This is a genomic window from Polaromonas sp. P4_F9 (assembly GCF_056401235.1).
Map to the genome: position 1 here is coordinate 238,712 of NZ_JBFUJT010000002.1, position 12,120 is coordinate 250,831.

14 protein-coding genes are annotated in these 12,120 nt (G+C 63.5%); 8 read left to right on the plus strand and 6 right to left on the minus strand.

Features of this window, described 5'->3' with window-relative positions:
- Positions 1–51 precede the first annotated feature (51 nt).
- Positions 52–432, plus strand: coding sequence for a tautomerase family protein (locus AC1DUB_RS03215; RefSeq protein WP_477728273.1), 381 nt, complete (start codon positions 52–54; stop codon positions 430–432).
- Between the two features lie 56 nt (positions 433–488).
- On the opposite strand, the gene AC1DUB_RS03220 is transcribed toward AC1DUB_RS03215, so the two are convergent.
- Positions 489–953, minus strand: coding sequence for a ferritin-like domain-containing protein (locus tag AC1DUB_RS03220; RefSeq protein WP_477728274.1), 465 nt, complete (start codon positions 951–953; stop codon positions 489–491).
- 87 nt (positions 954–1,040) lie between these two features.
- On the minus strand, positions 1,041–1,442 hold the full coding sequence (locus AC1DUB_RS03225) for a cupin domain-containing protein (RefSeq protein WP_477728275.1): 402 nt from the start codon (positions 1,440–1,442) through the stop codon (positions 1,041–1,043).
- 691 nt (positions 1,443–2,133) lie between these two features.
- Between AC1DUB_RS03225 and AC1DUB_RS03230 the strand changes: the two genes are divergently transcribed.
- Entirely contained in the window at positions 2,134–2,631 is a 498-nt protein-coding gene (locus AC1DUB_RS03230) for an ureidoglycolate lyase (RefSeq protein WP_477728276.1), read from the plus strand.
- A gap of 206 nt (positions 2,632–2,837) precedes the next feature.
- Here AC1DUB_RS03230 and AC1DUB_RS03235 read toward each other — a convergent pair whose 3' ends face one another.
- From AC1DUB_RS03235 to AC1DUB_RS03245, 3 genes are all read right to left on the minus strand, one after another.
- Entirely contained in the window at positions 2,838–3,854 is a 1,017-nt protein-coding gene (locus tag AC1DUB_RS03235) for a ribonuclease Z (RefSeq protein ID WP_477728277.1), read from the minus strand.
- A gap of 302 nt (positions 3,855–4,156) precedes the next feature.
- Positions 4,157–4,969, minus strand: a complete 813-nt coding sequence (locus AC1DUB_RS03240) for a class I SAM-dependent methyltransferase (protein ID WP_477728278.1) — start codon at positions 4,967–4,969, stop codon at positions 4,157–4,159.
- Positions 4,970–5,348: 379 nt separating this feature from the next.
- Positions 5,349–6,383, minus strand: a complete 1,035-nt coding sequence (locus tag AC1DUB_RS03245) for a saccharopine dehydrogenase family protein (RefSeq protein WP_477728279.1) — start codon at positions 6,381–6,383, stop codon at positions 5,349–5,351.
- A 112-nt stretch (positions 6,384–6,495) separates the two neighbouring features.
- Here AC1DUB_RS03245 and AC1DUB_RS03250 point away from each other — a divergent pair, with 112 nt between their 5' ends.
- The 6 genes from AC1DUB_RS03250 to AC1DUB_RS03275 all read left to right on the plus strand — a co-directional run bounded on the left by AC1DUB_RS03250 (position 6,496) and on the right by AC1DUB_RS03275 (position 11,215).
- Positions 6,496–7,107: a TetR/AcrR family transcriptional regulator gene (locus tag AC1DUB_RS03250; protein WP_477728280.1), complete on the plus strand. Its 612-nt coding sequence runs from the start codon at positions 6,496–6,498 to the stop codon at positions 7,105–7,107.
- Between the two features lie 222 nt (positions 7,108–7,329).
- Positions 7,330–7,632 (plus strand): cupin domain-containing protein, encoded by a 303-nt coding sequence (locus AC1DUB_RS03255; RefSeq protein WP_477728281.1) that lies wholly within the window; start codon positions 7,330–7,332, stop codon positions 7,630–7,632.
- An 81-nt stretch (positions 7,633–7,713) separates the two neighbouring features.
- A complete protein-coding gene (locus tag AC1DUB_RS03260) occupies positions 7,714–8,934 on the plus strand; it encodes a helix-turn-helix domain-containing protein (RefSeq protein ID WP_477728282.1) in 1,221 nt (406 codons plus the stop codon).
- 46 nt (positions 8,935–8,980) lie between these two features.
- On the plus strand, positions 8,981–9,652 hold the full coding sequence (locus AC1DUB_RS03265) for a Vgb family protein (protein WP_477728283.1): 672 nt from the start codon (positions 8,981–8,983) through the stop codon (positions 9,650–9,652).
- A gap of 155 nt (positions 9,653–9,807) precedes the next feature.
- The gene (locus tag AC1DUB_RS03270) at positions 9,808–10,599 is read left to right on the plus strand and encodes a DUF899 domain-containing protein (protein WP_477728284.1); all 792 of its coding nucleotides are present in this window, start codon (positions 9,808–9,810) and stop codon (positions 10,597–10,599) included.
- Positions 10,600–10,624: 25 nt separating this feature from the next.
- The gene (locus AC1DUB_RS03275; RefSeq protein ID WP_477728285.1) at positions 10,625–11,215 is read left to right on the plus strand and encodes a hypothetical protein; all 591 of its coding nucleotides are present in this window, start codon (positions 10,625–10,627) and stop codon (positions 11,213–11,215) included.
- A gap of 120 nt (positions 11,216–11,335) precedes the next feature.
- On the opposite strand, the gene AC1DUB_RS03280 is transcribed toward AC1DUB_RS03275, so the two are convergent.
- Positions 11,336–11,851 carry a GlcG/HbpS family heme-binding protein gene (locus tag AC1DUB_RS03280; protein ID WP_477728286.1) on the minus strand — a complete coding sequence of 172 codons (516 nt, stop codon included), beginning with the start codon at positions 11,849–11,851 and terminating at the stop codon, positions 11,336–11,338.
- Positions 11,852–12,120 lie beyond the last annotated feature (269 nt).

Genomic DNA, 12,120 nt, shown 5'->3' on the forward strand with positions numbered 1-12,120 from the left:
AGCATATCGAAATAGATAACATGCAGCCAGCACAACATGGAAAGGCCCCCAATGCCGCTGCTTCACATCTCACTACGCGCCGGAAAGCCGGAAGCCTACCGGCAGGCGATCTTCGACAGCCTTTACCGCGCGATGCGCGAAACGTTCAACGTGCCCGAAGACGACGAGTTCATGACCATCACGGAGCATGACGCTGCGAACTTCCGCTACGGCACGTCTTATCTTGGCGTCGCCCGGAGCGACGATCTCGTGTTTATCCAGATCACCGCGAACAACACCCGCACCGTGGAACAGAAGAAGGCGCTGTTCCGGCGGATCGCGGAGCTGCTCGGCGAAAGCCCCGGCATCCGGTCGGAAGACGTGCTCGTGAGCATTGTCGAGGTCGCGAAAGAGAATTGGTCCCTCGGCCACGGCCTCGCGCAATACGCTTGAGGCGATTGCGTTGAACGCGGCCGCAGTTTGCGGGCTGCTGGTCGCTTTCGTTCCGGTCAACCTTGGGGCGGGGCGAACGCCGCGGCATGTCCCGGTTTGCGCAGCATCTTGTCCACGTCCCCGGCATGCAGTTCTTCCAGTTGGATCATCTGGCGAGCATATTCTTCCAGCGCGACGGAGCGATGCTCCACCAGTGTCAATAGCTCGCGGTACAGCTTCAAGGCACCCATCTCTGCTTCCAGTGACTCGCGCAAGATCGCGGCGATATCAAAGGTGTGGCTGTCCAGCAGCTTGCCGATCGCAAGCGACGGATAGGCGCCGAGCGTGGTGATCCATTCCCCGGCCTGCTGGGCATGCAACAGCGATTCAGTGGCCTGTTCGCGCAACCAGGCAACAACCGGAATACGGCCAAACCCGAATACCAGAAATGAGTAGTGGGTGTAGCGGACGACGCCGGCGAGCTCGGCCTCAAGTATCCGGTTCAGCACGCCAACGACCTGGTCTTTTTCAATCTCCGACATGATTCGTCCTTCCTGAAGCTCTTTCAATACGGATAGGAAATTCAACCATCTCTGCGCGAAGCGGTCGCCAAACTCAGAGCTGAGGCCTTATGGATCGTTGATGGTTTCGTGTTCAGCGGGAATGAGGATCTCGAGGAGCTCGCAGTCGTCCGACCAGCCGACGACCGTGTGGCGGATGCCGGGTGGCTGGACCCAGCACGACCCGGCGACCAGCCGCTGTGGTCCGATGCCCTCGAAGTCTGTCTGGAACCAGCCCTTCAGACAGTAGACCAGCTGGAAGTGCACATTGTGGTGATGCCGCACGCTGAGTTCGGTGCGGAACGGTGCGATCATGCGGATCACATGTGCCTTAGCCAACCCATTGGTCGCAGCCGCGACGCCCAGATCGCGGTAAGCCGAGTAGTCCCGCAGGCCACCGGTCTTGAAGTCGGCCTCGTCGTGGTGGCTGATGACAAAGCGCTGCGGCGCCTCGCGAGAAGGACGTTCCATCTGATGCTCCGAAAAGATCGTCAGACCGCAATTTAACCTCCGAATTCAGAGTGACGCAAGCGCATGGCGGCGCCAGCGCCGTCAGGCTGTCAGCCGACATTGGTATGGGGGCTGACAGCAGCGGAGATCCGAGGTTGTCGCCCTTCGACGAGCGGCGCAACCATCTCGCGACCATGCGGCGCAGGTCGGGAAGCAACAGGATCGGGGTGCGATCAATCCGGTTCTTGCGCTGCATTGATCACCCGGCGTAATCAGCCTGCGGACACTGGCGATTGCCTGCGCCTGGCCGGAACCACCAGTTAGAGTTAGGCGGTCCCAATGGGAGGTCCGATTTCGCTGCAATGCGGGTGCGCGGCATCCTCCATAGCCGACTTTGGAGTTGACAGTCAGCTTTCGGCGGCGATGCGATGTTGGCCCAGATTCTCGCAAATGCTTCAATCAGTTGTCCCCGCTGCCTGTGGCCTACGCTGTTGATAACTTTTTGGATAAGTCCCCAAAGCAGCGCCAGCACTGGGTTGGCAGATCATGCTAAAAAATGAGGCAGTATGGATGTTCGCCGAGCCGTGACAACCGGGCAACGCCTTATGCTGTACAAAACAACAGTTTCTAACTATCTGCATGTCGCTCGTCCCTTTCGATCTCGCCACCCCCACCTCTGAAGGGCACCACCATGTCAACCCGTAGCCACGTCATGCCCATCGAACCCCTCAGCGCGGGAGCGTTTCGCCGCTACGGCGATGTCATTGAGGCCAGTGATTCAGTCGAGCAGTTCACGGTCAACCAGGGCGACGCGACGCGGTACCACGATCTGGCAACGGTGGACGTGGCTGCCGAGCATGGCCATCCGGTCATTAGCATTTTCCGCGCGCAGCCATGCAACTTGCCCCTGCGCCTGCGGCTGCTCGAGCGCCACCCGATCGGCAGCCAAGCGTTCATTCCGATGGGAAATCACCCCTATCTGGTGATTGTGGCCGCGGCCGACACGCCGCTGAGCCCACAGCACATCCACTGCTTTCGGGCGTCGCCTGGCCAAGGTGTCAATTTTGCACGCGGGACATGGCATCACCCGGTGCTGCCCCTGCACTCGGCTTGCGATTTTCTCGTGATCGACCGGGGCGGGCCGTCGAAGCTCCCCAATTGCGAGGAACTCGCGCTGGATGATGAATTGGAACTGTGGATCGAAGCTTGAGCACAACGCCAGCACACCAAGGGCTCTCTTGGGGAATGCGTCCAGCCGATCGAGCAGTGCGCGCCTGCGGACCATGAGGCCGACACGATCAGAGATACCAGCCGTCGCACAAGCCCAACGCGGCCAGTGCCTCGTCCACTCATCCATGCCGGATCAGTTTGGCCGACAGGACCCGCCGGCCGCGTCTACTCAGGACTGGCTCGCAGTCACACCGGCCAACCCGACCAGGCCGCCCGCGCTTCGGCGATCAGTTCAGCCGATCGTCTTGCGTAGCGTGGCGAGTAGTGGAATGGCACGATGGCCCTGGCGCCGACACGGCGCGCAATATCGCCGGCCTGGCGGGCCGTCAGGTGATTCTTGCGTGCCGCATGCGCCTGGTCCTCCTCCAGGAACACGCTTTCGATGAAGAGCATGTCCACATCTGCAAGCAGTTGCGCGAGCGTCTCGATGTTGGCGTCGGTGTATCGGAGGTCGGTGACATAGCCAATGCGCCGACCCGGAACGACATCGAGGACCAGATGGCGCAACTCGGCGAGCTGGCGTTCCATGGCGTGCTCGCCTTGTCGATCACGCCACCGCACCTGAATCGACGTGTCATCCGGTGCTCCCGTCAGAACCGCATGCTTGAGTTCGCGTAACCACGGTCCCGTCGTTACGCCGAGCGCCGCCAGGCGATCCGTCGCCACCCTGAGCTGGGCTTTCTCCTCGATCACATAGGCCACGCAGGGGATAGCGTGATCGACGAAGCGGCCGCGAACGCGAAAGAGCGCTTCCTCGTGCAGCACGTCGTCGGGCAGCTCGAAAGAGGCGCCAGCCTCGCGCGCAAACCCACGCCGACTCGAAAAGCGGGACCACTGCCCGCGCCGGTCCACCCCGACTTCACAGACATCGATCACCAGCTCGACCTCGTAGCGGTGCACGATATTCCAGGTGTAGGCCAGCAGCTTGTGTTCGACCTGCGCCACGAAGTCGGGCCCGCCGAACAGGACCAGGCTCGCCTTGCGTCCCAGCACGACGCGCAGCAGGTGATCGAAGCCCGAAAAGTGGTCCATGTGCGCGTGGGTAACAAAGACATGCGACAGCCGCAACAGCTTGCGCGGCGGCAGCACGGAGAGGTCGCCGAGATCGAACAACAGCGAGCGCCGTTCGTCACGGAACTCGACATACAGGGCCGGGTCGCCGAATGGGTCGTTGACGAGACGGGGTTCGAACAGGGAAGGCATGGAAGTTCAGCGTGCGGTTCGCGGCCGTGTGGCATCGGCGTCACATGATTTTCGCTCCAAGCGGGTTTGGCAGCCAAATTTTGACGGGCTTGTTTAAAGTCATAAAAACGCGCCTGTCACTGTGAGATGCCGGGCGACTGCCAAGTGCCCAAAGCGGAGACCGGATCAGACTCACTGCCGACATAGGCGTATCCAAGCAGCTCGCTCCATACCTGACGTTGACATCGGCAGATTGGGTATCGGCAATGTGGCGTCTATTTCGATGATTGCTGCACCCGTACCCTCCTTGCACCGGGACTCCGCTATCGCGCCGCTACGATCACATGCGCCTGAATTTTACCGACCACCGGGCCTTCGCCATGGCGGCTGGCGATCGCCTCCGTCGCGCGGTCCGTAGCGAGCTGAAGCAAGCTGGCGTCGCGCGCCTCGATTTCGTTGCGCAGCGGCGTTCCCTGGCAATAGGCGGTGGCGGCGGCGCGTGCCGAGGGCGCGCGACTCACCTTCTCACGCGTCTCGATCTCGATGTCGGCGAACCCTGCGCGTCTCAATTCCTCGCGGATCAGTGCGATATCGTGATAACCGTGCGGCGTGCGGGCGAGGAATCGCGGCGGGTCGTGCGGAAACACCGCAGCGACGGCGTTGGTGACTTCGTCGGCAAAGGCGTTCTCTTCGATGCGGTCCCAGACACTGAAGACAAAGCGCCCGCCTGGCCTCAGCACGCGACGCGCCTCGGCGTAGCCGGCGACCCGATCAGGGAAAAACATCGCGCCGAACTGGCAGCACACGACGTCGAACGAGGCATCTTCGAACGGCAGGTCGAGCGCGTCGGCCTGCCGCCATTCGATGCGGCTATCGCCCCCCTGCCGGGTGGCGGCATAGTCGAGCATGGGCTGGTTGAGGTCGGTCACCACGTAGCGCGCGTCGGCGCTGAGTTTTGGCGCAAGCGCCCGCGTGACCACGCCGCTGCCGGCCGCCGTTTCAAGCACCGAGCCGGGCAAGGAGGCAGCGACAAGCTCCGCCATGTCGGTGGCATAGGCCCCGAAGATCAGGGGGACCATCAGCGTGTCGTAGAACTTCGGGATCGAGCCCGCAAACACTTTGTCGCTCTCAGCCATAAGACCCCCTTGAAAACTCGAAATGGCGCCTGTGACCACCCATTCCAGAGCGGGCCAGGCCTCTCCAACGAGTCCGCCGCCTGGTTGGGCATTGGCTACGATGCGCTATTGTGGCCACGCATGCCAGCCTCGTCAACGGCGTCCTGCGGTCTTCTCCATCATGCTTGTCGACTCCTTTGCCGGAGATTCCCGCCTGCGTAAGGCGCCTCGGGCGCATTCAGCCCATGGATTCAGAGCGAATGGCTGCTTGACTGGCGTCGAACGAATGCTTTCGTCTCGATTCATCACGCTTCGCCGTCATCAACGCTCATCGGCTTGCAAGCTCAGCCTGAGCCCTCTCCTGCATCACTCCTCAGGATTTCAGAGGGCTCGAAGAAACTCATCGTATTTCCAATGAGAGATGCTCAGGACAGAGCGACGCCAGGAAGTCCCGCGCGTCAAATGCCTGTCCAGCGGTAAAGACGCCGGCTGTTTTGACCTGGCCGCTGACGACTCGCGCCATCGCCTCCACGACGAGAGGAGCGCTGAACGCGTAAATGTCTCGCCCGCTGGCAACTGCCCGGCGCTCCTCGCCTCCCCGGCGCACAAGCACTTCAACCAGAAAAGTTTGTGATGATCGGCCGCTTTCGTCGCTTGCCGTCGGCGCCAGCTGATTCGGATCGGTCAGGTCCTTGACTGCTGCGACCGTCATGTACGAGCGAATCTCGGGCGTCTTCAGGTGACGCGAGATCGTCACGGTGTCCGCCATGGTGAACTCTGCGATGACCGGCTGCTTTCCCATTGGCGCGGGAAACGTCCAGTCGACGACCGGCGCCGCCCCCGTGACATATGACAGTTTCCCGTTCGCGAAGACAACCCGACGGCCGTCCCGACGCTGCTTCGAAACTTGCCCCGCGACCAATGTACCGGGCGTCGGCCTCCAGCTGTCAAGTCCGTATGCGATGGAAATTTCATCAGCCGAAGTCCAGTCGCCCATCGCCGCGGTCGCCAACAGATCACCCAGCCCCCCGTAGAACGCCATGGCGTGCACAACCACAATGCCTCCTTCGCGTGCGCGATCAGCGAACAGCTCGAAGGTGTCAATGTTGGCCTCTATTTCCGCCGCAACGTCCAGATAGGGAATCCGGGCACGCAATGCGGCTTCGATCAGGGGGGCGGAGGTGCTGGCAAAAGGGCCGGCACAGTTGATGACCGCCACGGCACCCATCAGCGCACGATCGAGCGAGGCAGGCTCATCGACCGATGCGGGCCGCACCTCAAGCCCGGGGTGTTCCGCCCCGACGGCGCTCAACTTCCCGGGATCGCGTCCGGAGAGGATGGGCGTCCAGCCACGCCTGCGCAACTCCGAAACTACGAACCGCCCGGTGTGCCCATAGGCGCCATACACGGTCACAGCTTGTTTTTTTGATGTCATCACTGAATCCCTTCGATGGAGAGCCATCTGCCGCAAGACGCTACAGATCTGTACTCTTTCAATGAGTGTAGAGTACAGATCTGTAGCGTGTCAAGGATATAGAGGAAATGCAATGAAAAAGCGTACGACGGAGACCACCAAAGTGAGTGATGAGCAGGGTGTCCTGAGCGTGCGGGAACGCCTCCTTGAGACCGCGGCGACGCTCTTCTACCAGGAAGGCGTCAGAGCCGTCGGCGTCGATCTTGTGGTCGAACGATCCGGCGTGGCCAAAACCAGCCTCTACCGGCACTTCGCCACCAAGGACGACCTCGTGGTTGCATTTCTCGAGCACGAGGATGCCGAGTATTGGAGTGACTGGGAAAGTGTCGCGGCGCAAGGCAAGGATGATGCCGAAGCGGAACTTCAGGCGCTTCTGCACTGGATCGCCGAGCATATCGCCGGGCCGAAGTACCGCGGCTGCCCGTTTCTCAATGTGGCGACCGAGTTCCCGGCCCCAGCCCATCCCGCCCGCGCAGTCGCCAGAAGGAACAAGGTGGAACTGCATCGCCGTCTCGGCGTGCTGGCCAAGAAAATGGGGGCTCGCAAGCCTGACGAGCTGGCCGACCAGCTTGTGCTTCTCATCGATGGTGCCTATATGAACGGTCCGCTTCTCGGCAAGAAGGGGCCGGCGCACTCGTTCGTGGCGGCGGGAATGGCTTTGATCCTTGCTGCTCCACGTCGCTGATGTTCGAGGCAACGACCGAACGCACCGAACAGCCGCTTTGGTCCCGTTGTTGACCGCCATGAACGACCGCTGACCGGCAAGTCGCCCATTAAAATTCAACATCCAGAAAGCTGCCGCTGGCGAGTACCCGCAAACGCTGCAAAGTCGCCATTGGCTTTTCAACCCGAGCCCAATGGCGCTCGTCTGCAGCCCTGTGGCGGTCACCGCGGTTACGATTGGTAGATGAGCAAGATTGATTTACGGGCAGTTGCATCTACCCTTCCAAGCGCTTGGCGCTCCAGGGTAGTCGGCTTGGCGGCAGGTGCTAACGTCAAGGTTCTCCGAATGGATGGGAGCGAGTATCCAAATGAAGACCACGGTTTTGATGAAGCGCTCCTCGTCGTCGAAGGACAGATGAACTTGAGGCTCAACAGCGAGCTTGTGCAGGTTGCAGCAGGCGAGATCTACATTGTTCCTGCGGGTGTCCCACACGCCGTTGCATCCGGAAGCCATGGCACGCTTGTCATCATTGACCGCGACGCGTAACCTCTCCATCAAGGGGACGTCTTGCGGCAAGCCGCAAGCCGCCCCTTGCGTCGTCAGGGCGCAAGTGGCTAGCCTATCGTCATGGATTCCCTGATTACCGCCTCCGCGCGCGCGCTTGCCGCCGGCGACGCGCTCGGCGCCCTCAAGCGGGTCGCCCTGCGCGACGACCCGCCGGCGCTGGCCCTGCGCGGCATCGCCATGGCCCAGCTCGGTGAGCACGCGCGCGCCCGCGAACTCCTTCGCCGCGCTGCCCGTGGCTTTGGCGCCCACGAGGAGCTGGCGCGGGCCCGCTGCGTCGTGGCGGAAGCCGAAGTGGCGCTGGCCATGCGCGACTTCGCCGGCTCGCCGCGCTCGCTGGCAGCGGCAGCGGCCACGCTGGAGGCGCATGCCGACACCGCCAATGCGCTGCAGGCGTGGCTGATCACGGCGCGCCGGCTGTTGCTGCTGGGTCGGCTTGATGAGGCGGCAGCCGCGCTGGCACAGCTGGATGCTCGCGGCCTGCCGCCTTCGCTGAGAGCGGTGGCCGAACTGACCGCAGCCGAACTTGCGCTGCGCTCACTGCGCGTCGGCGAGGCGCGGATGGCGCTGGCGCGTGCGCACGCGGCGGCTGAACGCGCACAGGTGCCGGCGCTCATGGCCGAGGTCACAGAAGCGCGCGCCGCACTCGATCGCCCTGCTGCCCGGCGCCTCACCGCCGACGGCGGGCAGGCGCTGCGCCTCGACGAGGTCTCGGCGCTCCTGGCCTCGGACGCGCTGGTGGTTGACGCCTGCCGGCGCGGACTGGGCGCCGGCGACCAGTGGCGGCCGCTGGCGCGCCGGCCTGTGCTGTTCTCGCTGGCACGTTCGCTCGCTGAAGCATGGCCGGGCGACGTGAGCCGCGAAGCCTTGATCGAATCCGCGTTTCGCACCAGGCGCCCTGACGAGACACATCGGGCGCGCCTGAGGGTCGAGATCGGCCGCTTGCGCGCGCTGGTCAAAACACTCGCAGCCATCGAAGCCACCGAGCGAGGCTTTATCTTGAAGCCGCTGGCCGAGCGCGACGTGGCCGTGCTGGCGCCGCCCATTGACGGCGACCAGGCATCGCTGGTGGCGCTGCTCTCCGATGGCGCGGCCTGGTCGACCTCCGCCCTGGCGCTGGCCCTGGGGGCAAGCCAGCGCACCGTGCAGCGGGCGCTGGCCGATCTCGAAGCCGACGGGCGGGTGCGCTCCATTGGGCGCGCGCGGGCGCAGCGCTGGCTGGCGCCACCGCTGGCGGGATTCACGACGATCTTGTTACTCCCCGCTGCGCTGCCGATTGGGTAGAGTTGTCTCCACGGCGCCGATTCACGGTGCGTCACAAGGAGCAGCGATGAGCAGCAAGACAATCAAGGACAGACCCGAGGCCAAGGCACGCCCTGCCGAGGTCGTGCGCGAATACGGCCCCTTCCCCGGCGTCAATGACATTGCCGGCGTCACCCACGACGGAAAGCGTGTCTGGGCCGCCACCGGCGCCAGGCTGATTGCCTTCGACCCCGCCAGCGGCGAGCAGACGCGCACGCTGGAGTGCGCGGGCGACGCCGGCACCGCCTTTGACGGCACGCACATCTACCAGATCGCCGAGACGCGCATCGACAAGATCGACCCGGCCACCGGCAAGGTGGTGGCGTCCATCCCGGCGCCCGGCAGCGGAAGCGACTCGGGCCTGACCTGGGCAGAGGGCAGCCTGTGGGTGGGCCAGTACCGTGACCGCAAGATCCACCAGGTCGACCCGAAGACAGGCGCCATCCAGCGCACGATTGAATCCAACCGCTTCGTCACCGGCGTGACCTGGGTSGACGGCGAACTGTGGCACGGCACCTGGGAGGGCGACGACAGCGAGATTCGCCGGATCGACCCGCAAAGCGGCGCCGTGCTCGAGCGGCTGGAGATGCCGCATGGCGTCGGCGTCAGCGGTTTGGAATCCGACGGCGCGGACCTCTTTTATTGCGGCGGCGGAAAGAGCGGAAAAGTCCGCGCCGTGCGGCGGCCCAAGGCCGCATAGAACGCAGCTCGCAAGGCATGGCGCCCTTGCGCTGACAACCCCATTCGGCCTTAAGGCCGATAACGAGCGCACCTGTTACCAGCACGGGTCGGGCAGCGCATTGACTCACGCAAGGCAAACCCATGCAAACGGCTCATCGAGCCAAGGAGAAAACCATGAATACAGCAACTGCCGAAAAAATGAACACCACAAACCACCCCGTCGTCTCCAGGGAGCGATGGCTGGCCGAGCGCAAGACGCTGCTGGCGCAAGAGAAGGAGCTGACGCACCTGCGCGACCAGATTGCCAGCGAGCGCCGCGCCCTGCCCTGGGTTCGCATCGAGAAGAGCTATGTTTTCGACACGCCCCAAGGAAAGCGTTCGCTCGCCGACCTGTTTGAAGGCCGCCGCCAGTTGATAGTGCAGCACTTCATGTTCGGCCCCGGCTGGGAGCAGGGCTGCCCGAGCTGCTCCTTCATGGCCGACCACACCGACGGCATGAAGATCCACCTTGAGCACCGCGACGTGAGCTTCGTGGCCGTCTCGCGCGCGACACTGCCCGAGATCGAGCGCTTTCGCCAGCGCATGGGCTGGCAGTTCAAGTGGGTTTCATCGAACGGCAACGACTTCAACTACGACTTCCACGTGAGCTTCAAGCCGGAGGAACGAGTCAACGGCACCGTCAACTACAACTACGGCATGGTGGAATTCCCGGCCGAGGAAGCCCCTGGCATCAGCCTGTTCTACAAGGACGACGCGGGCGAGGTCTTTCACACCTACTCGACCTACGGGCGCGGTGTGGAGGTGATGATAGGCACTTACAACATGCTGGACCTCGCGCCCAAGGGCCGTGACGAACACGACGGGTTCTACAAGATGGACTGGGTGCGCCACCACGACCGCTACGAAACCGCGTCCGCATTTACGTCCGCGCCTGAAGCCGCTTCGTGCTGCAGCACGAAGGCCTGACCGACCCGGGACCGGTGCGCGCATCATGTCAAGCCTTTGGCCGTGGTTCGTGGTGGCAGGGGTCGGCGCCCTTCATGGGCTGAACCCTGCAAGTGGCTGGATATGGGCCGCCGCCTGGGGCCTGCGCTCGCGCGACCGGGCGCAGGCACTGCGGGCCCTGGTGCCGATCGCGGCCGGGCACGCCGCATCGGTTGCGCTGGTGGCCGGCGCGGTGGTATTCGGCCTGGCGATGGATCGTGCAATGCTCCAGGTCCTGGCGGGCGGCGTCCTTGCCGTCGCCGTGATCGCTCACCTGTCGGGGCGCCTGCCCAAGGTGGCGCGCGCGCCTGCAGGGCACGCCGGGCTGGCGCTCTGGTCCTTCATAATGTCCACCGCGCACGGCGCTGGCTTGATGCTGGTGCCGGCACTGATTCCGCTTTGCGCCGGGGACGCATCGGCCCGCGAGATCACCGCATCAGGTTCACTGATGCTGGCGCTTGCGGCGGTGGGGGTTCACACCGCGGCGATGCTCGCCGTCACCGGCGTGGTCGCCACCGGCGTTTGCCGTGGCTTTGATGCCGGTGCCCGTTTGCTTGGCGGCCGCAAGCGGGAGCCGCCTGCAGCGCCGCACGGATAGCCGGTTCTGCGCGTTCTTCCGGAATATTCGTTGGCACCGAAGGCATGGGCCGAGACTGACGGCGGGTTGATTGACGCCATCAAAGGACGTTCGCGAGGCCGCAGACGTCTACATGCAGACTCACTTCAGCCCCTCAAGTCCGGCCTTCGCCACTTGCCCATCCTGCGCACAGCTCCCCCCAGAGACACCGATCGCCCCCACGATCTTCCCATCAACAATCACGGGCAAGCCGCCCTCGAGCGGCACAGCGCCCGCTAGTCCCAACACCCGGTTGCCGCTGCCGCCCCCGCCGATGACATCCTCGAAAGCTTTTGTGGGCCTCTTGAAAGTCGCCGCTGATTTGGCCTTTTCCTGTGCGACCGTCACACCGGCCAGGATGGCATCGTCATGCCTCTCGAGGTAGAGCAGCACACCGGCCTGATCCGTAATGGCGACGACCATGGGCACCCCAACGCGTCTCGCCTCGCTCATGGCTGCATCTGTGACTTTTTTGGCCGCAGCCAGGGACATGGATGCGCCGTAGCCGACCGGATGCATCGAAGGCGCCGCTGTGGCCTGTGAAGTGGTCTGGGCCTGAACTGGGAAGACCGTGTAGGCGGCGACGGCCAAAACCGGCCAGAGGAGGTTTGTTCGCATTGCTTGTATTTGTCCTTTTGGTTGCACCCACTATCGCTGAGAGACGCGGACAAAGTCCAACGAGTATTTTTTATGAGCCAATGAGCCACACTCATGAAGTACGGAACGGCGATGCTCGCCGTCATCGGCGTGGTCGCCACCGGCGTTTGCCGTGGCTTTGATGCTGGCGCCCGTTTGCTTCGACGCCTCAAGCGGGAGCCCCCTCCAGCACCGCGTTGAAGGTGATGCGTGGCTGCGTCGGGAAGGAAAACCCCGAAAAATACCCGCAG